Consider the following 26,262-nt stretch of genomic DNA (forward strand, 5'->3'; position numbering starts at 1 on the left):
GAACAAATCATGAATGGGATAGGTAATAACTCCAGCATTGAAGGCTTTTATTCACCACCTGTGCAAGCTCAATCAAGAACAGATGCGGCTACCCGTGCGGGCAGAACCATCAGTCTGACTGACACAGAAAAAAATGAAAAACCTTCACTGCAGCATTTATCCTTATTATCTCTTTCCAGGGTTTTTCGTTATTTGAAGCTTAGGGATATTCGCAGTTTACAACAGGTATGTATCTACCTTCGCGATCTTGTCGAACAGGATAACGCTCTGGCAAAAGCCTGGTATCGCCGGTTTCCTTCACCCCATCAGCATCAACTGAGCATGACCATCAGCAGAAAAGATGACTATCAACTCCGTGATTGGTTGCAGTCGTTTTCGAATGACAAAGAGTTAGTCAATTCACTGATGGGGCGACGGGAAAGTGTTTATTTTCCTGCTCTCTTGTATTTCACCAGGGCTAAGCTGATGTCTCATGATGAAAGGTTTAAACTGGTAACAAATTCCATCATCGAGGAAGAGAAAACTATCAACTCAGCCGCCCTCAGTGCCGATGGCCGCCATCTGGCTACCGCCAGTGATATGGCGAGAATCTACGCCAGGGAGGCCAATGGATCATGGACACAAAAAGTCCTCATTTCACACAACCATGACCTCAACTCAATCAGTTTCAGCCCCGATGGTCAACATCTGGTGACTGCCTGTTATGATGGTACGGCAAAAATATATGGTCTGGGGTGCGATAAATCATGGACACAAAAAGCCATCATTACCCATGAGTATTCGGTGCAATCAGCCACCTTCAGTGCCGATAGCCGCCACGTGTTGACCGCCAGTTGGGACAAGACAGCGAAAATCCACAGCCAAAAGGACGATGGATCATGGCAATTAACAGCCACCTTTTGCCATGATGATTTTGTCCAATCAGCTACCTTCAGCAGCGATGGCCGCCATGTGGTCACCGCTAGTTGGGATAAAACAGCGAAAATCCATTCCCAGAAGGACAATGAACCATGGAAATTAGAAGCCATCATTCACCATAATGACATAGTCAATTCAGCCAGCTTCAGTCTCGATAACCGCTATGTGGTCTCTGCCAGCAGGGATCACACCGCGAAAATCTGCGGTAAGAACGACAAAGGTTTATGGGAAGTAAAGGCCATCATTGACCACAAGGATCATGTCAAGATAGCCAACTTCAGCCCGGATAGCCGTCATGTAGTCACTGCCAGCAAAGATCACACAGTGAAAATTTACGGCAGAAAAGCCGATGGTTCATGGGAAAGAAAAGCCATCTTTTATCATAGGGCCTGGGTCATATCAGCCATCTTCAGCCCTGATGGCCGCCATATTGTGACTGCCAGCGGTGACTCATCGGCCAAAATCATTGCTCAGAAGGCCGATGGCTCATGGTCAGAAATAGCCAGCATTGCCCATTTTAACTGGATATCATCAGCGACTTTTAACGACGATGGCCATCGTGTGATCACCGCCGGTTGGGATGCCAGCGTGAGAATCACTGAACTGCTTTGGTATCATTCGTTGTCTGCTGTCACCAAAAGACACCCTCCTGCATGCACCGAAAGAAACTTTGTCAGTTGCACTTAACAAGCTGTTATGAACTTTCGTTCCGAAAATGTCTCTAACTAAATAAATGATTTTTATCCGACCTTGCTAATCAAGGATAAATATCAATCTTACAGGAAACAGTCATGCATGGAATAAATAATAATCCCGGTATTAAACCTCCACTAAAGCGAGCCCGAGATCCATTGTTAGCACTAGTGGGTAGGAATGCGGGTAGGTCCGTCACTGTAGCCGATAAGAAAATAGGGCAACAATCTTCATTGCTGGCTTTATCCTCAGATACACTATCCAGGATTTTTTGCCATTTGAAACTTCGGGATATTCGCAGTTTACAAAAGGTATGTGTCCGCCTTCGCGACCTTATCAAAACAGATAACACTTTGGCAAAAGCCTGGTTTAGCCAGTTTTCATCACCACACCAGAAGCAACTGAGGATGATCATTAATGCAAAAGACAAGGATCAACTCCGTGCCTGGCTTGAGTCGTTTTCTAATGACCAGGCGTTACTCAATTCGCTCACAGATTGTCGGCCAGAAAGTGTTGATTTAACTGATCTGTTATTTTTCACCAGGGCAGAGCTGATGTCTAAATGTGAAAGCTATGAACTGGTCACTAAAGCCATCTTTGATAAAACTTATCATGCCAACTCTGCCATCGACACTCCTGATCACCTGCCGATAGAATTCCTCGCTAAAGTGTATTCAGCCGCCCTCAGTGCTGATGGCCGCTATCTGGTTACCGCCAATGGAGACTATAGGGTAAAAGTCTACGCCCGCAATGCGGATGGGATATGGGAAATAAACACCACTATTCCCCATGAAAACCGGGTCGAGTCAGTCATTTTCAGCCCCGATAGTCAACATTTACTCACCATCTGTTTGAATTACAAGGCGAAGATATGTGCCCTGGGGTCCGATGGATCATGGGAACCAAAAACCACCATTCACCATAATGAACGCATCAAATCAGCCGCCTTCAGCACCAATAGTCAACATGTGGTGACCGCCAGTTGGGATTGCACAGCGAAAATCTATAGCCTGAAGGATGATGAATCATGGCAATATACAGCCATCCTTCCCCACGGGTCTGGTGTCTATTCAGCCAATTTCAGCACTGATGACGGTCTCTTGGTAACGGGCTGTCATGATAAAACGGTGAAAATTCATAGCCTGAGTGCTGATGGATTATCATGGCAAGAAAAAGACTCCATTCCCCATAAAGGTATTGTCATATCAGCCAGGTTCAGCCCCAATGGCCGCTATCTGGTCACCGCCAGTAGGGATTGCAAGGCAAGAATCTTTATCAAGAAGGCCGACGGATCATGGAAAAAAATTACCACCATTGAACACACCAGAGTCGTCAACACAGCCACTTTTAGCCCCGATGGCCGCCATCTAGCCACTGCCAGCAACGATGGCACGGTGAAAATCTACGGTCGAAAAGCCAATGGCCTTTGGGAAGAGAAAGCCACCTTTTCCCATAAGAATTGGGCCTTATCAGCGACCTTCAGTCCTGACGGTCGCCATCTGGTGACTGCCAGCAGAGACAAAACAGTGAAAATCATCGCTCAGCAGGATGACGGGTCATGGTTAGAAAAAGCCACCATTACCCATGATGGCAAGATCTCATCGGCCGCCTTTAGCACCGATTGCAGCCAGGTGATCACAGCCAGTGAGGATGGCACAGTGATTATCACTGAACTACGAAAGAATCGTTCATTGCCTGCTGTCACTGAGTGACAGCCTCTTGCATGTGTCGAAAGAAATTTTGTTAGTTGCACTTAACAACCTGTTATGAACTTTCATTCTGAAAATGTCTCCAACTGACGTAAGTACCTAACCAGGTACTTATTAATTTTTTAAACGTTCTTGTTGATCGGAGATAAATAGCACTTGCAGGAACCAGAGATGCAAAGAATAATTAACAATCCCGGTATTAAACCACCACTAACGCAAGATCAATCGCTGGCACTAACGGGTAACCATGGGTACAGGTCCATCACTGTAACTGATAAGAAAAAAAAAACAGCTTCATTGCAGGATTTAGCCTCAGATACACTTTCCCTGATTTTTCGCCATTTAAAACTTCGGGATATTCGCAGTTTACAAAAGGTATGTACCCGCCTTCGCGACGTCATTAAAGAAGATAAGGCTCTGGTAAAAGCCTGGTATCGCCAGTTTTCTTTACCACACCAGCAACAACTAAGGATGAGCATCAGGACAAAAAACAAGCATCAACTCCGTGCGTGGCTCAGGTCGTTTTCGAATGACAGGGCATTAGTCAAGTCACTCACAAATCGCCGGCCGAAGAGTGTTTATTCAGCCGGTCTGTTATTTTTCACCAGGGCTAAGCTGATGTCTGAATGTGAAACGTTTAAATTATTGACTAAAGCCACCATTGATAAAACGTATAAAGCCAACTCAGCCAGCAGCACTGAGGAATGCAACCGTTTAGCAGGCCTCAATCAAGTCAACTCAATCGACCTCAGTGCCGATGGCCAGTATCTGGTCACCGCCAATGGCGACAAAACGGCGAAAATATACGCCCAAAAGCCCGGTGGAACATGGGAAAAAAAAACCACCCTTGCCCATGACGCATGGGTCGAGTTAGCCCTTTTCAGCCCCGATAGTCACCATTTAGTCACCGTCAGTTTGAATGGAAAGGCGAGGATATATGATCTGGGGTGCGATCAATCATGGCAACCAAACACCATCATTCGCCATGATGGTCTCATCAATTCAGCCAGCTTCAGCAGCGATTGCCGACATCTGGTGACCGCCGGTTCGGATAACACAACGAAAATCCATAGCCGGAAGGACGATGGATCATGGCAGTTAACAGCCACCCTTCCCCATAACTCTTCAGTCCGTTCAGCCACTTTCAGCACCAATGGCAGCCATTTGGTAACCGCCTGTAACGATAAGACAACGAAAATCTATAGCCAAAGAGCTGATCGACCCTGGGAGGAAAAAGATGCCATTCCCCATGATCGTGCCGTCCTGTCAGCCAGCTTCAGTAGCGATGGTTGCTATGTGGTCAGCGCCAGTATGGATTACAAGGCGAAAATCTATGAGAAGAAAACCGATGGATCATGGCAGGAAAATACCATTATTCAACACACGCAAACTGTCAACTCGGCCAGCTTCAGTCCCGATGGCCGCCATCTGGTGACTGCCAGCAACGACGGCACAGTGAAAATATATGGCCGAAAAACCGATGGTTTTTGGGAAGAAAAAGCCACCTTTTCCCATAAGAATTCGGTCGTATCAGCCGCCTTCAGCCCTGATGGTCGCCATCTGGTGACTGCCAGTCATGACAAAACGGCGAAAATCATTGGTCAGCAGGATGATGGTTCCTGGTCAGAAAAAGCCACCATTGCCCATGACGACTGGGTCTTATCGGCCACCTTTAGCGCCGATGGCAGCCATGTGGTCACCGCCAGTTGGAATGGCATAGTGAAAATCACTGAACTGCGCAGGAATAATTTATTGTCTGCTGTCACTGAGTGACACTATCTCAATCACACTATCTCAATCACACTATCTCAATCACACTATCCTGCATGCACCGAAAGTCATTTTGTTAGTTGCACTTACCAACCTGTTCTGAACTTTCATTCTGAAACTGTGTCTGACTGACTAGATAATTTTTAAACACCCCTGTTAATTAAGGATAAATAACAACTTTGCAGGAACAGTCATGCATGTAATAAATAATGATTCCGTTATTAAACCACCAATAACGCAAACCCAAACTCTATCGCTAACACCAACCGGTAATAGTGCGGGCAGGTCTGTTGCTGTAACTGACAAGGAAAAAAAATCTTCATTTCAGGATTTAGCCTCAGATACGCTGTCCCTGATTTTTCGCCATTTGAAACTTCGGGATATTCGCAGTTTACAAAAGGTATGTACCCGCCTTCGCGACGTTATCAAAGAAGATAACACACTGGCAAAAGCCTGGTTTCGACAGTTTTCTTCAGCACACCAGAATCAACTGAGGATGTCCATCAACACAAAAGACAAGAATCAACTCCGGGCCTGGTTTGAATTATTTTCTAATGATCAGGCGTTACTCAAGTCTCTCACAGATCGCCAGCCCACAAGTGTTTATTCACCTGCTCTATTATTTTTCACCAGAGCAGAGCTGATGTCTCAATGTGAAACCTTTGAACCAGTCACTAAAGCCACCATTGACAAAACGTATAAAGCAAACTCAGCCACCAGCGATGAAGAACGCGACGATATACCACACAAGAATAAAATCTACTCAGCCTGCCTCAGTGCTGATGGCCGCTATCTGGTCACCGGCAATGGAGACTGTACAGCAAAAATCTACGGCCACAAGCCTGATGGAACATGGGTAATAAAAACCATCATTCCTCATGGTGGAGGGGTCGGATCAGTAACTTTCAGCCCCAATACTCAACATCTGGTTACTGCCGGCGGGAGTGGCAAGGCGAAGATATATGATCTGAGGTGCGATGAATCATGGGAACCAAACACCACCATTCGCCATTATGCTTCCGTCAGATCAGCCACCTTCAGCACCGATAGCCGACAGCTGGTGACCGCCAGTTGCGATAAAACAGTGAAAATCCATAGCCAGAAAGATGATGGATCATGGCAGTTGACGGCCACCCTTCCCCATAACGATGCAGTCTTTTCAGCCAGTTTCAGCACCGATGGCAGTCATCTGGTCACTGCCTGCTGGGATCACTCGGCGAGAATCTACAGCCAGAAGAACGGATCATGGAAAGTAAAAAAAGCCATTCCCCATAGAGAGGCTGTCCTGTCAGCCACCTTCAGCGCCGATGGTAACTATGTGGTCACCGCCAGTCAGGATGGCAAGGCGAAAATCTATACCAAGAAGGAAGATGGATCATGGGAAGAAAATTTCATCATTGAACACAGGGAAACTGTCCACTCGGCCACCTTCAGCCCCGATAGCCGCCATTTAGTGACTGCCAGCGACGATGGCACAGTGAGAATTTACGACAGAACAGCCAGTGGCACCTGGGAAAGAGAAACCACCTTTCGCCCTGGTAAGATAAGGTATGGGTTTCCACGCCAGAGCGTGGGAACCAAAGGTTTTGCGACACTCTGTCAGTTCCTGGGCTTATCAGCCACCTTCAGCCCTGATGGCCGACATATGGTGTTTTATCACAAAACGGCGATCATCGTTGGTCAGCGGGATGATGGGTCATGGTCAGAAAAAGCCTCCATTACCCATGATGAAAGGATCATATCGGCCACCTTCAGCGCCGAGGGTAGCCTGGTGATCACAGCCAGTCTGGATGGCATAGTGAAAATCACTGAACTTCGGAGGAATCATATATTGTTTGATGTCACTGAGTGGCACCATCCTGAATGTACCGAAAGAAATTTTGTTAGTTTCACTGACCAACCTGTTATGAACTTTCATTCTGAAATTGTCTCTGACTACTAAATAATTTTGAACCCTCCTTGTTGATCAAAGATAAATAACAACTTTGCAGGAACCCGTCATGCATGGAATAAATAATGATTCCGTTAATGAACCACCACTACCGCAAATCGAAGCTCTATCGCTAACACCAACCGGTAATAGTGCGGGCAGGTCTATTACTGTCCCTGACAAGGAAAAAAAATCTTCATTTCAGGATTTAAGCTCAGATACGCTGTCCCTGATTTTTCGCCATCTGAAACTTCGGGATATTCGCAGTTTACAAAAAGTATGTACCCGCCTTCGAGACCTGATCAAAGAAGATAACACACTTGCAAAAGCCTGGTTTCGACAGTTTTCTTCAGCACACCAGAATCAACTGAGGATGGCCATCACCGGAAAAGATAATAATCAACTCCGAGCCTGGTTTGAGTCGTTTACGAATGATCAGGCGTTACTCAAGTCTCTCACAGATCGTCAGCCGACGAGTGTTTTTTCATCTGCTCTATTATTTTTCACCAGGGCTGAGCTGATGTCTCAATGTGAAACCTTTGAATTAGTCTCTAAAGCCACCATTAGTCTAAAGTGTAAAGTCTACTCAGCAGACCTCAGTGCCGATGGCCGCTATCTGGTCACCGCCAATGGCGACCATACGGCAAAAATCTACCGCCAAAAGGCTGATGGAACCTGGGGAAAAATAACCTCCATTACCCATAACAAATGGGTCATACCAGCGATTTTTAGCCCCGATAGTCACCATCTACTGACTGCCAGTGCTGATTACACAGTAAAGATAGTTAATCGGGAGTACGATGAATCATGGCAACCAAACACTACCATTTCCCATGATGCAGGCGTCCAGTCAGCCAGCTTCAGCACCGACAGTCGACATGTCTTGACCGCCTGTTATGATGGCACAACGCAAATCCATAGCCGGAACGACGATGATAGATCATGGCTGTTAACAGCCACCCTTCCCCTTCCCGATTACATACCTGTCTATTCAGCCTTTTTCAGCACCGATGCCCGCCATGTGGTGACCGCCTGCGACGATAAAATGGCGAAAATCCTCAGCCAGAGAGACGATAGATTATGGGAAGTAGAAGGTGTCATTACTCATAATGCTCCTGTCATGTCAGCCACCTTCAGTGTCGATGGTTGCTATTTGGTTACAGCCAGTGCTGATGGCAATGCGAAAATCTGTGAGAAGAAAGCCGATGGATCATGGGAAGAAAATAGCATCATTCAACACAGGAAAACTGTCAACTCGGCCGTTTTCAGCCCCGATAGCCGTCATGTCGTGACCGCCAGTAAAGATCGTACAGTGAAAATTTACGACAGAAAAGCCGATGGCTTTTGGGAAGAAAAAGCCACCTTTTCCCATAAGCATTCGGTCGAATCAGCCTACTTCAGCCCTGATGGCCGCCACCTTGTGACAACGGCCTCGTATTGTAAAACGGCGAAAATCATTGGTCAGCAGGATGATGGTTCATGGTCAGAAAAAGCCAACATTGTCCATGACGACACTATCTCATCGGCCACCTTTAGCGCCGATGGCAGCCAGGTGATCACAACCAGCCTGGATGGCGTAGTAAAAATCACTGAATTACGGAGGAATCATTTATTGTCTGCTGTTGCTGAGTAACAACTTCCTACATGCGCCGAAAGAAATTTTGTTAGTTTCACTGACCAACCTGTTATGAACTTTCATTCTGAAATTGTCTCTGACTGACTAAATAATTTTGAACCGTCCTTGTTGATCAAAGATAAATAACAACTTTGCTGGAACCCGTCATGCATGGAATAAATAATGATTCCGTTAATGAACCACCACTACCGCAAGTCGAAGCTCTATCGCTAACACCAACGGGTAACCATGCGGGCAGGTCCATTACTGTAACTGATGAGGAAAAGAAACCTTCATTGCAGCATTTAGCCTCAGAGACACTGTCCCTGATTTTTCGCCATTTGAAACTTCGGGATATTCGCAGTTTACAAAAGGTATGTACCCGCTTTCGCGACCTGATCAAAGAAGATAACGCTCTGGCAAAAGCCTGGTTTCGCCAGTTTTCTTCAGCACACCAGAATCAACTGAGGATGTCCATCAACAGAAAAGACAAGAATCAACTCCGAGCCTGGTTTGAGTCGTTTCCCAATGATCAGGTATTACTCGAGTCACTCACAGATCGCCAGACGACGAGTGTTTATTCAGCTAGCCTGTTATTTTTCAACAGGGTTGAGATGATGTGTCAATGTAAAACATTTGAATTGGTCACTCAATCCACCATTGACAAAACTTATAAACCCAACTCAGCCACCAGCGAAATTGAGCGCCTTCATATGGCACACCTCAGCAGAGTCGACTCAGCCGCCCTCAGTGCTGATGGCCGCTATCTGCTCACCGCCAATAGAGACTGTTCGGCAAAAATCTACGGCTGCAAGGCTGATGGAACATGGGAAATAAAAACCATCATTCACCACTACGGAGACACCAGATCAGCGATTTTCAGCCCCGATAGTCGCCATGTTGTCATCACCAGTGATGCCAAGGCAATGATATATGATCTGGGATGCAATGAATCATGGGAACAAAACACCACCATTCTCCATGGTCATAAGATCAAATCAGCCACCTTCAGTACCGATAGTCGACATGTCGCGACTGTCAGTTTTGATTACACAGCACAAATTCATAGCCTGAAGGATCATGGATCATGGGAGTTAACAACTAAACTTCCCCGTCAGAACGCCGTCCTTTCAGCCACTTTCAGCGTTGATGGCTGTCTGATAACTGCCTGTCAGGATAAGACGGTGAAAATCCATAGCCAGAAGGCCGATGGATCCTGGGAACAAAAAGATATCATTTCCCATGATAGTGTTGTCGAGTTAGCGACCTTCAGCGCCGATGGTTGCTATGTGATCATCGCCAGTACCGATTGCAAGGCGAAAATCTATGGCAAGAAGTGCGATGGATCATGGGTAGAAAATACCGTCATTCAACACGGTGGTCATCTCAGCTCGGCCACCTTCAGCCCTGATGGCCGCCACGTAGTGACTGCCAGCAACGATCGCACAGTTAAAATTTATGGCAGAAAAGCCAATGACTTCTGGGAAGAAAAAGCCACCTTTTCCTATAGCGGGTTTGTCTTATCAGCCACCTTCAGCCCCGATGGCTGCCATGTGATGACTACTATCTTCTCCACTAAAACGGCGAAAATCATTGGTCAACAGGATGATGGCACATGGTCAGAAAAAGCCAACATTGTCCATGATGACTGGGTCACATCGGCCACCTTTAGCGCCGATGGCAGCCAGGTGATCACATCCGGTTTCGATGGCATAGTGAAAATCACTGAACTACGCAAGAATCATTTATTGCCTGCTGTCACTGGGTGACAGCGTCCTGCATGTACCGAAAGAAATTTTGTTAGTTTCACTGACCCACCTGTTATGAACTTTCATTCTGAAATTGTCTCTGACTGACCAGATGATTTTTAAACGCCCCTGTTTATCAAGGATAAATAACAACTTTGCAGGAACCCGTTATGCATGAAATAAATAATAAGCCCGGTATTGAATCACAACTGACTAGAGCGCAATCACTAACACCAATGGGCAACCATGCGGGCAGGTCCATCACTGTTCCTGACAAGGAAAAAAACTCGTCATTTCAGGATTTAACCTCAGATGCGCTGTCCCTGATTTTTCGCCATTTGAAACTTCGGGATATTCGCAGTTTACAAAAGGTATGTACCCGCCTTCGCGACCTGATCAAACAAGATAATGCACTGGCAAAAGCCTGGTATCGTCAGTTTTCCTCAGCACACCAGAATCAACTGAGAATGACCATCATCAGAAAAGACAAGAATCAACTCCGAGCCTGGTTTGAGTCGTTTTCCAATGATCAGGCGTTACTCAGGTCACTTACAAATCTCCAGCCCACAAGTGTTTATTCACCGGCTCTATTATTTTTCACCAGGGCTGAGCTGATGTCTAAATGTGAAACCTTTGAATTAGTCACCAAAGCCACCATTGACATAGGGTGTGAAGTCTACTCAGCCGAGCTCAGTGCTGATGACCGATACCTGGTCACCACCAACGGAGACTATACGACAAAAATCTGCGGCCACAAACCTGATGGAACATGGGAAATAAAAACAACCATTCCTCATGATAAAGAGGTCGAATCAGCGAATTTCAGCCCCGACAGTCACCATGTAGTAACCATCAGTAATGATGGCACGGCGAAGATATATAGTCTGAGATGCAATGAATCATGGGAAGCAAACATCACTATTCGCCATGATCTTGAGATCAATTCAGCCAGCTTCAGCACCGATAGTCGTCATGTCGTAACCGCCAGTTGCGATAAGACAGCGCAAATCCAAAGCCGGAAGGGTGATGGATCATGGGTGTCAACAGCCACCCTTCCCCATAAAAAATCTGTCTATTCAGCCATTTTCAGCACCGATGGCCGCCATATGGTAACCGCCTGCAGGGATGAAACGGTGAAAATCCATAGCCAGAAGGACAATGGATTATGGGAAGAAGAAAATACCATCGCCAATTATACAAATGCCCGGTCAGCCACGCTCAGTCCCGATAGTCGCTATGTGGTCACCGCAAATATGGATGGCACAGCAAGAATCTTTAGCAAGAAGGCCGATGGATCATGGGAAGAAAATTTCATCATTGAACACAGTAAAACTGTCAACTCGGCCACCTTCAGTCCCGATGGCAGCCATGTAGCCACTGCCAGCAACGATGGCACAGTGAAAATCTATGGCCGAAAGGCCGATGGCTTTTGGAAAGAAAAAGCTACTTTTTCCCATAAGGATTGGGTCTTATCAGCCACCTTCAGCCCTGATGGCCGCCATGTGGTGACTGCCAGCTATGATAAAACGGCGAAAATCATTGGTCAGCAGGATGGTGGGTCATGGTCAGAAAAAGCCAATATTGTTCATGGTGAGCCTATCTCATCGGCCACCTTTAGCACCGATGGCAGCCAGGTGATCACATCCGGTTTCGATGGCACAGTGAAAATCACTGAACTTCGGAGGAATCATTTATTGTCTGCTGTTGCTGAGTAACAACTTCCTACATGCGCCGAAAGAAATTTTGTTAGTTTCACTGACCAACCTGTTATGAACTTTCATTCTGAAATTGTCTCTGACTGACTAAATAATTTTGAACCGTCCTTGTTGATCAAAGATAAATAACAACTTTGCTGGAACCCGTCATGCATGGAATAAATAATGATTCCGTTAATGAACCACCACTACCGCAAGTCGAAGCTCTATCGCTAACACCAACGGGTAACCATGCGGGCAGGTCCATTACTGTAACTGATGAGGAAAAGAAACCTTCATTGCAGCATTTAGCCTCAGAGACACTGTCCCTGATTTTTCGCCATTTGAAACTTCGGGATATTCGCAGTTTACAAAAGGTATGTACCCGCTTTCGCGACCTGATCAAAGAAGATAACGCTCTGGCAAAAGCCTGGTTTCGCCAGTTTTCTTCAGCACACCAGAATCAACTGAGGATGTCCATCAACAGAAAAGACAAGAATCAACTCCGAGCCTGGTTTGAGTCGTTTTCCAATGATCAGGTATTACTCGAGTCACTCACAGATCGCCAGACGACGAGTGTTTATTCAGCTAGCCTGTTATTTTTCAACAGGGTTGAGATGATGTGTCAATGTAAAACATTTGAATTGGTCACTCAATCCACCATTGACAAAACTTATAAACCCAACTCAGCCACCAGCGAAGTTGATCGCCTCCGTATGGTACACCTCAGCGGAGTCGACTCAGCCGCTCTCAGTGCTGATGGCCGCTATCTGCTCACCGCCAATAAAGACTGTTCGGCAAAAATCTACGGCTGCAAGGCTGATGGAACATGGGAAATAAAAACCATCATTCGCCACTACGGACACACCAGATCAGCGATTTTCAGCCCCGATAGTCGCCATGCTGTTATCACCAGTGATGCCAAGGCAATGATATATGATCTGGGATGCAATGAATCATGGGAACAAAACACCACCATTTTCCATGATCGTAAGATCAAATCAGCCACCTTCAGCACCGATAGTCGACATGTCTTGATCACCAGTTTGGCTAACACAGCGAAAATCCATAGCCAGAAAGATGATGGATCATGGCAGTTAACAGCCACCCTTCCCCGTCACAATGCCTTCCTTTCAGCCATTTTCAGCATTGATGGCTGTCATTTGGTAACTGCCTGTCAGGATAAGACGGTGATAATCTATAGCCAGAAGGGCGATGGATCCTGGGAACAAAAAGATATCATTTCCCATGATAGTGTTGTCGAGTTAGCGACCTTCAGCGCCGATGGTTGCTATGTGATCATTGCCAGTACCGATTGCAAGGCGAAAATCTATGGCAAGAAGTACGATGGATCATGGGTAGAAAATACCGTCATTCAACACGGTGATTATCTCAACTCGGCCACCTTCAGCCCCGATGGCCGCCACGTAGTGACTGCCAGCGACGATCGCACAGTTAAAATTTATGGCAGAAAAGCCAATGACGTCTGGGAAGAAAAAGCCACCTTTTCCTATAGCGGGTTTGTCTTATCAGCCACCTTCAGCCCCGATGGCTGCCATGTGGTGACTACTATCTTCTCCAGTAAAACGGCGAAAATCATTGGTCAGCAGGATGATGGCACATGGTCAGAAAAAGCCAACATTGTCCATGATGACTGGGTCACATCGGCCACCTTTAGCACCGATGGCAGCCAGGTGATCACATCCGGTTTCGATGGCACAGTGAAAATCACTGAACTTCGGAGGAATCATTTATTGTCTGCTGTTGCTGAGTAACACCTTCATGCATGTGCCGAAAGGCATTTTGTTAGTTGCACTTACCAACCTGTTCTGAACTTTCATTCTGTAATTGTCTCTGACTGACTAAACAATTTTTAAACGCCCCTGTTGATCAAGGATAAATAACAACTTTGCAGGAACCAGTCATGCATCAAATAGATAACGATTCCGTTATTAAACCACCAATAACGCAAACTCAAACTCTATCGCCAGCGGGTAACCATGCTGGCAGGTCCATCACTGTAACTGACAAGGAAAAGAAACCTTCATTTCAGGATTTAACCTCAGATACGCTGTCCCGGATTTTTCGTCATTTGAAACTTCGGGATATTCGCAGTTTACAAAAGGTATGTACCCGCCTTCGCGACCTGATCAAAGAAGATAACGCTCTGGCAAAAGCCTGGTATCGACAGTTTTCTTCAGCACACCAGAATCAACTGAAGATGGCCATCACCGGAAAAGATAATAATCAACTCCGAGCCTGGTTTGAGTCGTTTTCCAATGATCAGGCGTTTCTCGAGTCACTCTCAGATCGCCAGCCCACGAGCGTTTATTCACCTGCCCTATTATTTTTCACCAGGGCTGAGCTGATGTCTCAATGTGAAACCTTTGAATTAGTCACAAAAGCCACGATTGACAAAATTTGTAAAGTCGACTCAGCCACCGGCATTGACGACACCGACTATTTAAGAAAACTCAATAAAGTCGAATCTGCCGCTCTCAGTGCCGATGGCCGCTACCTGATCACCACCAATGGCGACAATGCGGCACATATCTACCGCCAAAAGGCTGATGGAATATGGGAAAGAACAACCTCCATCCCCCATGGCAGTTCAGTCAGATCAGCGATTTTCAGCCCCGATAGTCACCATCTGGTAACCGTCTCGAATCACAGGGCGAAGATATGTGGCCTGGGATGTAATGAGTTATGGAAACCAAACATCAACATTCTCCATGATCATCAGATCAGTTCAGCCACCTTCAGCACCGATAGTCGTCATGTCGTGACCGCCAGTTTTGATAAAACAGTGAAAATTCATAGCCGGAAAGATGATGGATCATGGGAGTTAACAGTTACCTTTTCCCATAATTATTCTGTCTATTCAGCCACTTTCAGCAGCGATGGCCGCCATGTGGTAACCGCCTGCGGGAGTAAAACGGCAAGAATCTATAGCCAGAGAGACGATAGATTATGGGAAGAAAAAGTGGTTTTTCCCCATGAAGGTACTGTCATGTCAGCCGACTTCAGCCCCGCTGGTAACTCTGTGGTCACAGCCAGCCTCGATGGCACAGTGAACATCTATAGGAAGAAGTCCGATGGATCATGGAAAATAAACACCATCAGTCAACACAGAAATGGTGTCAACTCAGCTACCTTCAGCCCCGATGGCCGTCATGTCGTGACTACCATCTTCGATGGCACAGTGAGAATCTACGGCAGAAAAGCCAAAGGCTTATGGGAAGAAAAAGCCTCCTTTGACAATAATTTTTTGGCCATGTCAGCCACCTTCAGCCCTGATGGCCGCCACCTGGTGACAACTACCTTGCATTGTAAAGCGGCGACAATCATTGGTCAGCAGGATGATGGTACCTGGTTAGAAAAAGCCAACATTGTCCATGATGCCGCTATCTCATCGGCCACCTTTAGCGCCGATGGCAGCCAGGTAATCACATCCAGTGTGGATGGCGTGGTGAAAATCACTGAACTACGGAGGAACCCGTCATGCATGGAATAGATAATAATGCTGTTACTGAACCACCACTAAAGCAAGTTCAAGCTCCATCTCTCACACCAATGGGTAACCATGCGGGCTGGTCCATTACTGAATCTGACAAGGAAAAACAATCTTCATTTCAGAATTTAAACTCAAATACGCTGTCCCTGATTTTTCGTCATTTGAAACTTCGGGATATTCGCAGTTTACAAAAGGTATGTACCCGACTTCGAGACCTGATCAAAGAAGATAACACACTGGCAAAAGCCTGGTTTCGACAGTTTTCTTCAGCACACCAGAATCAACTGAAGATGGCCATCACCAGAAAAGACAAGAATCAACTCCGAGCCTGGTTTGAGTCGTTTACGAATGATAGGGCGTTTCTCGAGTCACTCTCAGATCGCCAGACCACGAGTGTTTATTCACCTGCTCTATTATTTTTCATCAGGGCTGAGCTGATGTCTCAATGTAAAACCTTTGAATTAGTCACAAAAGCCACCATTGACAAAACGAATAAACCCAACCCGGCTGCCGACAGGGGCGACCGCCTCTATATGAGACAACTCAGTAAAGTCTACTCTACCGCCCTCAGTGCTGATGAACACTATCTGGTTACCGTCAATGGAGACTATACGGCAATAATCTACTGCCAAAAGTCTGATGGAACCTGGGAAAAAAAAACCTCCACTCCCCATAACGAATGGGTCAAGTCAGCGATTTTCAGCCCCGATAGTCACCATCTACTTACTGCCAGTGATAATGGCACGGTACAGATATATGTTCGGGAGTGCGATGAATCATGGCAACCAAACACTACCATTTCCCATGGTGGTGGCATCACTTCAGCCAGCTTCAGCACCGACAGTCGACATATCTTGACCGCCAGTTATGATGGCGTAACGAAAATCCACAGCCGAAACGACGATGACAGATCATGGCAGTTAAGAGCCACCCTTCCCCATTACAGACCTGTCTATTCAGCCTTTTTCAGCACCGATGCCCGCCATCTGGTATTGGGCTGTCACGATAAAGTGGCAATAATCCTTAGCCAGAGAGACGATAGATTATGGGAAGGAAAAGGTGTCATTACTCATAATTCTTCTGTCATGTCAGCCACCTTCAGCGCCGATGGTTGCTATTTGGTTACCGCCAGTGATGATTGCAATGCGAAAATCTGTGAGAAGAAAGCCGATGGATCATGGAAAGAAAATACCATCATTGAACACAGGAAAACTGTCCAATCCGCCGTTTTCAGCCCCGATAGCCGTCATGTAGTGACCGCCAGCAAAGATTGCACAGTGAAAATTTACGACAGAAAAGCCGATGGCTTTTGGGAAGAAAAAGCCACCTTTTCCCATGAGGGTTGGGTCACATCAGCCAAGTTCAGCCCTGATGGCCGCCATGTGGTGACTAAAAGCTATGACAAAACGGCGAAAATCATGGGTCAGCAGGACGACGGGTCATGGTCAGAAAAAGCCAACATTGTCCACAGTGACATTATCACATCGGCCACCTTTAGCGCCGATGGCAGCCAGGTAATCACATCCAGTGTGGATGGCGTGGTGAAAATCACTGAACTACGGAGGAATCATTCATTGTCTGCTGTCACTGCGTGACGCTATCTTAATAGAACTATCCTGCACGTGCCGAAAGAACTTTTGTTAATTTCACTGACCAAGCTGTTTTGAACTTTCGTTCAGAAATTGTCTCTGATTATTTTTGATGATTTTTAAACGCCTTTGTTGATCAAAGATAAATAACAACTTTACAGGAAGCAGTCATGTATGAAATAAATAATTCCTTTATTGAACCGCCAATAGCGCAAACTCAAGCTCTATCGCTAACACCAATGGGAAAAAGTGCGGTCTGGTCCTTTACTGTATCTGACAAGGAACAAAAATCTTCATTTCAGGATTTAACCTCAGATACACTGTCCCTGATTTTTCGCCATTTGAAAGTTCGGGATATTCGCAGTTTACAACAGGTATGTACCCGCCTTCGCGACGTTATCAAAGAAGACAACGCTCTGGCAAAAGCCTGGTATCGACAGCTTTCTCCAGCACACCTGAATCAGCTGAGGGTGACCCTCACCCGAAAAGACAAGAATCAACTCCGAGCCTGGTTTGAGTCGTTTACCAATGATCAGGCGTTACTCAATTCACTTACAGAACGCCAGCCCACAGGCCTTTATTCGTCTGCTCTACTATTTTTCATCAGGGCTGAGCTGATGTCTCAATGTGAAACCTTTGAATTGGTCACTATCGCCACCATTGACAAAACTTATAAAGCCGACTCCTATGATCTCTCTGCCAATATTTCAGATATGGCATTTCACAATCGAGTCATTTCAGCCGCACTCAGTGCTGACGGCCGCTACCTGGCCACCGCCAATGGCGACAACACAGCAAAAATCTACGAACACAAGGCTGATGGAACATGGGAAATAAAAATCACCATTCCCCATTATGATGAAAGGGTCGAATCAGTGGTTTTCAGCCCCGATAGTCACCATGTACTGACCTCCAGTTCGATGAACACGGCGGAAATATATGATCTGGGCGATGAATCATGGGAACCAAAGATCACCACTCTCGATGATCTTTACGTCAACTCAGCCACCTTCAGCCCCGATAGCCAGCACGTGGTGACCGCCGGTAGCCGCCAGGCGGCGAAAATCCATAGCAAAAAACGCGATGGATCATGGCAGTTAACCACCACCCTTCCCCATGAAAATACTGTCTCATCAGCCTCTTTCAGCAATGATGGCTGCTATCTGGTAACCGCCTGTTGCGATGGAACGGTGAAAATCTTCAGCCGGAAGGACGATGGGTCATGGGAAAAAAAAGATGTTATTCCCATTAATGATGGTGACATGTCACCCACCGCCACCATCAGCCCTGATGGTCGCTATGTGGCCACCGCCGGTGTGGATTATTGCATGGCGAAAATCTTTAGCAAGAAGGCCGATGGATCATGGAAAATAAATACCATCATTGAACATAGGAAAATTGTCAACTCAGCTAACTTCAGCCCCGATGGCCGCCATCTTGTCACTGCCAGCAACGATGGCACAGTGAGAATATACAGCCGAAAAGCCGATGGCTTATGGGAAAAAAGAGCCATCTTTTCCCATAAGGATTTCGTCATATCTGCCACCTTCAGCCCTGATAGCCGCCATGTGGTGACTGCCAGCGAGGACAAAACGGCGAAAGTCATTGGTCAGCAGGATGATGGTACATGGTTAGAAAAAGCCACCATTGTCCATGATGACGAGGTCACATCGGCCACCTTTAGCGACGATGGCAGCCAGGTGATCACATCCGGTTTCGATGGCATAGTGAAAATCAGTGAACTACGGGGGAATCATTTATTGTCTGCTGTCACTGAGTGACACTGTCTCAATAACACTGTCTCAACAGCACTATCCTGCATGTGCCGAAATTCATTTTGTTAGTTTCACTGACCAACCTGTTTTGAACTTTCATTCTGAAATTGTCTCTGACTGACTAAATAGTTTTAACCGTCCTTGTTGATCAAAGATAAGCAGGAACCCGTCATGCATGGAATAAATAATAAATCCGCTATTGAAGCACCAATAACTCAAGCTCTATCGCTAACACCAACGGGTAACAGTGCGGGCTGGTCCATTACCGTATCTGACAAGGAAAAAAAATCTTCATTTCTGGATTTAACCTCAAATACACTGTCCGTGATTTTTCGCCATTTGAAACTTCGGGATATTCGCAGTTTACAAAAGGTATGTACCCGCCTTCGCGACGAGATCAAAGAAGATAACGCACTGGCAAAAGCCTGGTATCGCCAGTTTTCTCCAGCACACCAGAATCAACTGAGGATGACGATCAACAGAAAAGACAAGAATCAACTCCGAGCCTGGTTTGAGTCGTTTTCCAATGATAAGGCGTTACTCCAGTCCCTCAGAGAGCGCGAGCCAACGAGTGTTTATTCACCTGCTCTATTATTTTTCTCAAAGGCTGAGCTGATGTCTCAATGTAAAACCTTTGAATTAGTCACAAAAGCCACCATTGACAAAATTTATAAAACCAACTCAGCCACCAGCTTTGACGAGCTCATGTCTATGGAAGTTCACAATAAAGTCCACTCTGCTGATCTCAGTGCTGATGGCCGCTATCTGGCCACCGCCAATGGCGACAACACAGTAAAAATCTACGACTACAAGTCAGATGGAACATGGGAAATTAAAACCACCATTCCTCTACAGAGACCGGTCAAATCAGCCACTTTCAGTCCCGATAGTCACCATCTGGTCCTCGGCAGTATGCATGGCACCGTGTGGCTATGTGACCTGGGATCTGATGAATCATGGAAACTAAGCGCCACCATTTGCAATGAAAGTCCACTCTGTTCAGTCACCTTCAGCACCGATAGTCGACATGTCGTGACCGCCAGTTTTGATAAAACAGCAAAAATATACAGTCAGAAGGATGATGGAACATGGAAGTTAACAACCACCCTTCCCCATCACGGTTCTGTCCTTTCAGCCATTTTCAGCACCGATGGCCGCCATTTGCTAATCGGCTGCGGCGATAAAACGACGAAAATCTATAGCCAGAGCGCCGATGAATTATGGGAAGAAAAAGAGGTTTTTCCCCATGAGGAGACAGTCCTGTCAGCTGCCTTCAGCGCCGATGATCGTTGTGTGGTCACCGTCACTATGTATGATGGCAAGGCGAAAATCTATGAGAAAAAGTCCGATGGATCATGGGAAGAGAATGTCTTCATTCAACCCATTAACGCTGTCAAATCGGCCTCCTTCAGCCCCGATGGCCGTCATCTAGTGACGACCAGAGCAGATAACACAGTGAAAATTTACGTCCGAAAAGCCGATGGCTTGTGGGAAGAAAAAGCCACCTTTTCTCATAAGAGTTCGGTCTTCTCAGCCACCTTCAGCCCTGATGGCCGCCATTTGGTGACTGCCAGCTATGACAAAACGGCGAAAATCATTGGTCAGCAGAATGATGGGACATGGTTAGAAAAAGCCAACATTGTCCATAGTGACACTATCGCATCGGCCGCCTTTAGCGCCGATGGCAGTCAGGTGATCACATCCAGTGAGGATGGCATAGTGAAAATCACTGAATTACGGAGGCATCATTTATTGTCTGCTGTCACTGAGTGACACCATCCTACATGGAGTTTTAGAGTTTTACGACACCCACGGAGCAAGGGAACGAGTTGACTCCCGTCATTCCCGTCATTCCCGTCATTCCCGTCATTCCCGATTTCATTCCCGTCATTCCCGCCTTCATTCCCGTCATTCCCGCGAAGGCGGGAATCCACACTGACTCATCACCAGAACCATACTGCCCTGTGCCCCCCTGGCCTTGTCATCCCCGAGAAGTCAGAGATCCACCGTTGGCGCTGGATTCCCGCCTTCGCGGGAATGACGACCTCAGAGCATGGGAAAGAGTTGATGTTGGAGTTTTGCGAGACCCATGTTGGAGTTTTGCGATGGAGTTTTGCGACACCCACAGAGTGAGGGAACGAGTTGACTCCCGTCATTCCCGGCTTCATTCCCGTCATTCCCGGCCTCATTCCCGTCATTCCCGCGAAGGCGGGAATCCACACTGACTCACCACCAGAACCATACTGCCCGGAGCCCCCCTGGCCTTGTCATCCCCGAGAAGTCAGAGATCCACCGTTGGCGCTGGATTCCCGCCTTCGCGGGAATGACGACCTCAGAGCATGGGAACGAGCTGTTGGAGTTTTGCGACACCCACAGAGTGAGGGAACGAGTTGACTCCCGTCATTCCCGGCTTCATTCCCGTCATTCCCGTCATTCCCGCGAAGGCGGGAATCCACACTGACTCACCACCAGAACCATACTGCCCGGAGCCCCCCTGGCCTTGTCATCCCCGAGAAGTCAGAGATCCACCGTTGGCGCTGGATTCCCGCCTTCGCGGGAATGACGACCTCAGAGCATGGGAAAGAGCTGTTGGAGTTTTGCGACACCCACGAAGCGAGGGAACGAGTTGTTAGAGTTTTGCGACAGCCTCACAAGGCTTATTCAAATTCTCAGTCTCAGCAAAACAGACTACCTTGAATAAATTCAGCAACCTAACCGATCAGGCAATGTACAGCTTTTACACCTTTCTACAGTTGTCCAATGTAGCATTTGTAGCAACAGTAATTTCCTTTTTCACAAATCCTGAAGTGGCCACTGGTGAATATTTGGAATGGCAGTTGCCTGTAAACCAACAAAGTGATGCCTCTCTATCCGTTCGAGCCAGGTCGGTAAGTGTTGCTAAAAAAACTCAGGGCACACGAACGCAGCCTTTTACTGGCGAAGTCACTGTTTTCGGGCAGATCGACCAGCCATTTATCGTCTGTGCACAAGGCTTAAAGGCTCAGGGCTTTACTTATGAAGCCAGTGCTGTTGTACCTTTCCCCTTTTCTGATAGTGATAAATCAACCCATCTTTATGTGCTCAGGTTGAGTGAGCAAACGGGCAGAATGGCGATTAAAAAAAGCCAGCCTTGCCCGGAGTCTTTTAATCACCCGTATCCATTCACATCAGGGAAATATCTGCGTTCAAAAAGGCCTTTTTTAGTGGTAGATGGACGAGTAGAAAAAACGCTCAATACTCAAAATGCCGGGGCAATTCCTCCCGCCGATATGCCAATCAAGCCTGTGTTGTTTCTAAGCCCTTCAGGTGGTGGCTACGACACTGACGATGATAACGATTTCAAACGACCGCCCTTTATGCCCGTACCTGACAAAATGATGGTCGACCTGATTCTCCTGCCCACTCTGAGCCTGCCTGCTAACTGGCGTGATTATCTGCCCTTTTTCGGGGTGTACCACTGGCTTACCAATACTCAGCCCGAAGGAGTAACGATGGTTGTGCGGTTCGGCGATTCGCCGCCGCTTACCTTCCAAATCAGCCTGGCTGAATCCCGGGAACTGGCGGATAAGCTGCTTAATACACGGGCACTTTTACACTGGCTCGCACCCAAACTCAGTGGCAGGGAGCATCTGATACAACAACTTCTGGAGCTGACAGCAGACTCAGATGAACTACCCAACCCATTATCTGAAGAAATCCTTAAATCCCTCCGAAAGCAACTGGCTATCGTGTTGGAACTACCCGATACTGAGTTCAGTCTTGAGTTTGAATACTCGGAACTGGAACGCACTTTTAGAAGACAGACCAAGACTCAGACTAAGACACACCCCGAAACCATACAGTTGGGAAGCTCCGAAAGCACAAGTTCACAAAATCCCGCAGTGAATAAAGGCAACAAACAGCGTTATTCAGGCCGCCAGACACACAACAATGAAAGACAACAAAACCAGCCAGAGCAGAATTATCCAGAACCTGATAACAAAGGTACCGATTACACTCATAATGCATTTTCCGGGGATGATGAGTATTACACCGTCATACTGCATCAAACCGAATATCACGTCAGCAAACGACAGGTGTTAGCGAATCTGGACAGGCCTGCGTCAGAAGCCGGTTTAAGGCTATCTTGTGTGGATTGCGAACAAAGCGGGTTTCTGCTTCAGGAAGTACTGCCTCACGCAGAAAGGCACCGGATAACATGCGATCGGTGTCAACAATTCAGACCCATTGCAGGTACCCTTGATGCGCGCCAAATAATGCTACAAAACCATACCCAAAGTCAGTGTACTCGCTACAGAGGGCAGGTACTGGGAGCACCTTTAATGGACAATACTCTGACTCTGTTCCGTTTCATGATTCGTTTCGGAACGGAAAAAACCCTGCTCGACCTGTTACAACAATTCGATTTACCGATAGTCGCTGAGGATTTAAATCAGACCGATCGTAACCACAGAACCGTGCTTCACGATCTGGCTCAATATACTTCACCGGCAGTCATCCGATCGTTTCTTCAGCGTTTCAAACATTGGGTAACAGCAGAACTAATACAGCTTCCAGACAATTACGGCTGGACTTCAGCACACTACCTGTTTCAATATCAGTCAGAACAAGCCATCACTGAAACCATTCAATCTAATGGCAAGATGATTACCTGGGAATTGCAGTCCCGGCGAAACCACCAAGGTTCAACCCTGCTTCATATTCTTTATCACCGGCATTTCTTCCGGGCAGTGGCGGAAGTGTTTCAAAGATTACAAAATCAGACAGGCAGACCTGTTAGCCAGGATCTGGCAGTGAAGGATTTCAGTGGCGTGAACCTGCTGCATATTCTTTTTGCCAGTGGCAGTACCCCGCTGATTTATCATTTTATTGACCGGAATTACCTGAAGACCGGTTTTATGCTGGGGGATGTAGCCCATAACGGCGAAACGCCTCTGCACATACTGTTTGAGCAGGGTTCTTCATCTGCCATTCAACGGCTTATTGACCTCTATAAAAATTACCTTGACTCTCAGGTGTTAAGCAGAAAACGAGCCATTGATGGCTATACCCTGCTGCATCTTCTCTTTGCCAGAGGTGATATCTCACTGACTAAAGCATTTCTGGACAGCTTTGACTTTAATTATCTCACAGGACTAACAACCAACCATGCCGGTGTCTCTGTACTTCAGATGTTGTTGCAGCATGCTTCTCCTGCAGCTGCATCGACCTGGTTGCGGGCTACCCTTGTGCATGTGCATAAGCAGCTTCTAAAAACACTTTTGGAGACTAACCCTGAACTCAGCTGGGACGAGCTGTTTCAACGGGCCGGGCAGCTTCAGGTCAGGTCACATCGACTTGACTGGTTGAAGGTAGAGCGAGAAAAACTTGAACCATCATTTGTTGGATTTTCGGCACCGCTTTCAGAACCTTTGGGTTCGACAAGGCTTGCTCATGGGCCATCCGCTCCGCCGCTGCTTGTACCGGAGAAAGCAACGACTTCGGAAGTCTCCATTGCAAGTGCTGAAAAATCTTCAGAGGTTTTAAGCATCACAGAAAAATCCATAGTCACTGTCGCCAGTGGTGAAAACCAGTTACACGTAATAGCAAGAAACAGCTCACCTGAAGAGATTGCAGCAATCTTCGAACGCAATGCTGAAACCATCACGCCAGCCATGCTATCAAAAGCCAATACTGCTGGTATTACGCCTTTTCATATATTGGTTGTTCGAGGTATCAGCGCCGGTACTATTTTGTCTTGGCTTTCGCATGGTTTATCAGATGCTGTGACCGTTGAGCTGCTTGATAAAAATCTCTTTGCCGAACTTAGCTGGCGGCACTTATACGATTACGCTCGTGTATCTCCTTATCTTGAAAAAGACCTGAAACTCAAACAGGTTCTGGGCCTGCTTAAGCCGATATTCAATCAAAAACCCACATCATCTGAAATTGCTTCATCGCCATCAACTCAGGAGTTTTCAGACGCAGTGGCTCACATGGAGTGTCCAATTTGTATGGAGGCAATGGTCGAAAATGTTGCGGCCACTCCCTGTTGCGGTCAACTCTTCCATAAAGATTGCATTACCCGTTGGGTAGAAGACAAAAAAGAGTGTTCTCTCTGTCGCGAGAGTATTTCAGCCAATCAATTAACAACCATCCGACTGCCTAATATTGTTGTTCCGAAAGGGTTTGATGCTCAGCCTAAAGTGAAGCCAGAAGAAAAAAGCTCGTCGCCTGATGGAGCAAAAGGTTTTGCCTTTGGTGTTGAACCTGACTTTAAAGCCGGTATGCAATTAGAAACGACAGATAAGATGGGCGATACACCATTACCCCACTTGGCTACTGGTCAAGGCCAAACAGACACCGTCGAAGCCAAGGTATTGTCGGACATTGACCGATTCAACCGCTTTTGGGATTTTAACGTTGCTGCCCGCAATGGCAACACATGGTTGATCAGGGAATCGCTGAAGGTTGATCCCTCCCTGGCCAAAGAGAAGGCTAACGATGGCTCGACGGCTCTCCACTCAGCTGCTCGTAATGGCCAACTAGAAACCATCCAGACATTGCTGAACTTTGACCCCTCACTGGCCAAAGAGAAGGATAACTATGGCTGTACGGCTCTCCACTTAGCTGCTTATAACGGCCACACAGAGGCCATCCAGACATTGCTGAACTTTGACCCCTCAATGGCCAAAGAGAAGGATAACTATGGCTGTACGGCTCTCCACTTCGCTTCTGAATGTGGCCACTTAAAGGCCACCCGGACATTGCTGAAGTTTGACCGTTCTCTGGCCAAAGAGAAGGATTATTATGGCAATACGGCTCTTCACAAAGCTGTTTCTAATTTTTGGGGCCATACAGTGGTTATCCAGACATTGCTGAAGTTTGACCGCTCGCTGGCTAAAGAGAAGGATAACTACGGCGAAACCGCTCTCCACAAAGCTGCTCGTGAGGGATGCACAGCGGACATTCGGACATTGCTGAACTTTGACCGCTCCCTGGCCAAAGAAAAGGACAACGATGGCAAAACGGCTCTCGACTTTGCTATCAAGTGTGGCCACAGAAAGTGCAAGAAACTTCTTGAAGACTATGGAGCCCAACCATCGGGCAGCCTTCAACAGTGAGCAATAAAATTGCGCGGAGAACCGATTCCTGATTATTTCAAACCTCGCCCTCATACTGCGCTAAACCCGTCGCAGTACCTTTGACCTCCCCATCCTTAATAAACGCCTTTTCACCAACGTTTCTCGACTTTAGTCTTCAGGTAGCACGCCGAAAAATAACTGCATCAATTTTGGAAGAGACTAGTGCAGCTAAGCCTTGATATC

The 26,262-nt window shown here is 46.8% G+C and carries 16 protein-coding genes; all 16 read left to right on the top strand.

The window, feature by feature from the left end:
* Positions 1–9 precede the first annotated feature (9 nt).
* On the top strand, positions 10–1,605 hold the full coding sequence (locus tag ACOJUO_RS20680) for a WD40 repeat domain-containing protein (RefSeq protein WP_422138003.1): 1,596 nt from the start codon (positions 10–12) through the stop codon (positions 1,603–1,605).
* Between the two features lie 104 nt (positions 1,606–1,709).
* The gene (locus ACOJUO_RS20685) at positions 1,710–3,323 is read left to right on the top strand and encodes an F-box/WD repeat-containing protein (RefSeq protein WP_422138004.1); all 1,614 of its coding nucleotides are present in this window, start codon (positions 1,710–1,712) and stop codon (positions 3,321–3,323) included.
* A 168-nt stretch (positions 3,324–3,491) separates the two neighbouring features.
* Complete coding sequence (locus ACOJUO_RS20690) at positions 3,492–5,093, top strand: F-box/WD repeat-containing protein (protein ID WP_422138005.1); 1,602 nt, start codon at positions 3,492–3,494, stop codon at positions 5,091–5,093.
* A 190-nt stretch (positions 5,094–5,283) separates the two neighbouring features.
* Entirely contained in the window at positions 5,284–7,032 is a 1,749-nt protein-coding gene (locus tag ACOJUO_RS20695; RefSeq protein WP_422138006.1) for an F-box/WD repeat-containing protein, read from the top strand.
* Between the two features lie 58 nt (positions 7,033–7,090).
* Positions 7,091–8,653 (top strand): F-box/WD repeat-containing protein, encoded by a 1,563-nt coding sequence (locus ACOJUO_RS20700; protein ID WP_422138007.1) that lies wholly within the window; start codon positions 7,091–7,093, stop codon positions 8,651–8,653.
* Positions 8,654–8,802: 149 nt separating this feature from the next.
* The gene (locus ACOJUO_RS20705; protein ID WP_422138008.1) at positions 8,803–10,404 is read left to right on the top strand and encodes an F-box/WD repeat-containing protein; all 1,602 of its coding nucleotides are present in this window, start codon (positions 8,803–8,805) and stop codon (positions 10,402–10,404) included.
* A 149-nt stretch (positions 10,405–10,553) separates the two neighbouring features.
* Positions 10,554–12,098 carry an F-box/WD repeat-containing protein gene (locus ACOJUO_RS20710; protein WP_422138009.1) on the top strand — a complete coding sequence of 515 codons (1,545 nt, stop codon included), beginning with the start codon at positions 10,554–10,556 and terminating at the stop codon, positions 12,096–12,098.
* Positions 12,099–12,247: 149 nt separating this feature from the next.
* On the top strand, positions 12,248–13,852 hold the full coding sequence (locus ACOJUO_RS20715) for an F-box/WD repeat-containing protein (protein ID WP_422138010.1): 1,605 nt from the start codon (positions 12,248–12,250) through the stop codon (positions 13,850–13,852).
* Between the two features lie 149 nt (positions 13,853–14,001).
* Entirely contained in the window at positions 14,002–15,591 is a 1,590-nt protein-coding gene (locus tag ACOJUO_RS20720) for an F-box/WD repeat-containing protein (protein ID WP_422138011.1), read from the top strand.
* Positions 15,579–17,186: an F-box/WD repeat-containing protein gene (locus tag ACOJUO_RS20725; RefSeq protein ID WP_422138012.1), complete on the top strand. Its 1,608-nt coding sequence runs from the start codon at positions 15,579–15,581 to the stop codon at positions 17,184–17,186. The genes ACOJUO_RS20720 and ACOJUO_RS20725 overlap by 13 nt, the downstream gene beginning before the upstream one ends.
* 164 nt (positions 17,187–17,350) lie before the next feature.
* The gene (locus ACOJUO_RS20730) at positions 17,351–18,961 is read left to right on the top strand and encodes an F-box/WD repeat-containing protein (protein WP_422138013.1); all 1,611 of its coding nucleotides are present in this window, start codon (positions 17,351–17,353) and stop codon (positions 18,959–18,961) included.
* 165 nt (positions 18,962–19,126) lie between these two features.
* The gene (locus tag ACOJUO_RS20735; protein ID WP_422138014.1) at positions 19,127–20,728 is read left to right on the top strand and encodes an F-box/WD repeat-containing protein; all 1,602 of its coding nucleotides are present in this window, start codon (positions 19,127–19,129) and stop codon (positions 20,726–20,728) included.
* A 56-nt stretch (positions 20,729–20,784) separates the two neighbouring features.
* Positions 20,785–21,180, top strand: coding sequence for a hypothetical protein (locus ACOJUO_RS20740; protein WP_422138015.1), 396 nt, complete (start codon positions 20,785–20,787; stop codon positions 21,178–21,180).
* Positions 21,098–21,349: a hypothetical protein gene (locus ACOJUO_RS20745; RefSeq protein WP_422138016.1), complete on the top strand. Its 252-nt coding sequence runs from the start codon at positions 21,098–21,100 to the stop codon at positions 21,347–21,349. Before ACOJUO_RS20740 ends, ACOJUO_RS20745 begins: the two co-directional genes overlap by 83 nt.
* Positions 21,346–21,588, top strand: a complete 243-nt coding sequence (locus ACOJUO_RS20750) for a hypothetical protein (RefSeq protein ID WP_422138017.1) — start codon at positions 21,346–21,348, stop codon at positions 21,586–21,588. Before ACOJUO_RS20745 ends, ACOJUO_RS20750 begins: the two co-directional genes overlap by 4 nt.
* Positions 21,589–21,792: 204 nt before the next feature.
* Positions 21,793–26,058 (top strand): ankyrin repeat domain-containing protein, encoded by a 4,266-nt coding sequence (locus ACOJUO_RS20755; RefSeq protein ID WP_422138018.1) that lies wholly within the window; start codon positions 21,793–21,795, stop codon positions 26,056–26,058.
* The last annotated feature ends 204 nt before the right edge of the window (positions 26,059–26,262 follow it).

The organism is Endozoicomonas sp. ALC020 (assembly GCF_049275935.1).
In the GTDB taxonomy this organism is placed as follows: Bacteria; Pseudomonadota; Gammaproteobacteria; order Pseudomonadales; family Endozoicomonadaceae; genus Endozoicomonas_A.

Excerpts from the sequence above, each read along its gene's own strand:
- ACOJUO_RS20680 (WP_422138003.1), top strand. The coding sequence starts at position 10 with ATGAATGGGATAGGTAATAACTCCAGCATTGAAGGCTTTTATTCACCA.
- ACOJUO_RS20685 (WP_422138004.1), top strand. The coding sequence starts at position 1,710 with ATGCATGGAATAAATAATAATCCCGGTATTAAACCTCCACTAAAGCGA.
- ACOJUO_RS20690 (WP_422138005.1), top strand. The coding sequence starts at position 3,492 with ATGCAAAGAATAATTAACAATCCCGGTATTAAACCACCACTAACGCAA.
- ACOJUO_RS20695 (WP_422138006.1), top strand. The coding sequence starts at position 5,284 with ATGCATGTAATAAATAATGATTCCGTTATTAAACCACCAATAACGCAA.
- ACOJUO_RS20700 (WP_422138007.1), top strand. The coding sequence starts at position 7,091 with ATGCATGGAATAAATAATGATTCCGTTAATGAACCACCACTACCGCAA.
- ACOJUO_RS20705 (WP_422138008.1), top strand. The coding sequence starts at position 8,803 with ATGCATGGAATAAATAATGATTCCGTTAATGAACCACCACTACCGCAA.
- ACOJUO_RS20710 (WP_422138009.1), top strand. The coding sequence starts at position 10,554 with ATGCATGAAATAAATAATAAGCCCGGTATTGAATCACAACTGACTAGA.
- ACOJUO_RS20715 (WP_422138010.1), top strand. The coding sequence starts at position 12,248 with ATGCATGGAATAAATAATGATTCCGTTAATGAACCACCACTACCGCAA.
- ACOJUO_RS20720 (WP_422138011.1), top strand. The coding sequence starts at position 14,002 with ATGCATCAAATAGATAACGATTCCGTTATTAAACCACCAATAACGCAA.
- ACOJUO_RS20725 (WP_422138012.1), top strand. The coding sequence starts at position 15,579 with ATGCATGGAATAGATAATAATGCTGTTACTGAACCACCACTAAAGCAA.
- ACOJUO_RS20730 (WP_422138013.1), top strand. The coding sequence starts at position 17,351 with ATGTATGAAATAAATAATTCCTTTATTGAACCGCCAATAGCGCAAACT.
- ACOJUO_RS20735 (WP_422138014.1), top strand. The coding sequence starts at position 19,127 with ATGCATGGAATAAATAATAAATCCGCTATTGAAGCACCAATAACTCAA.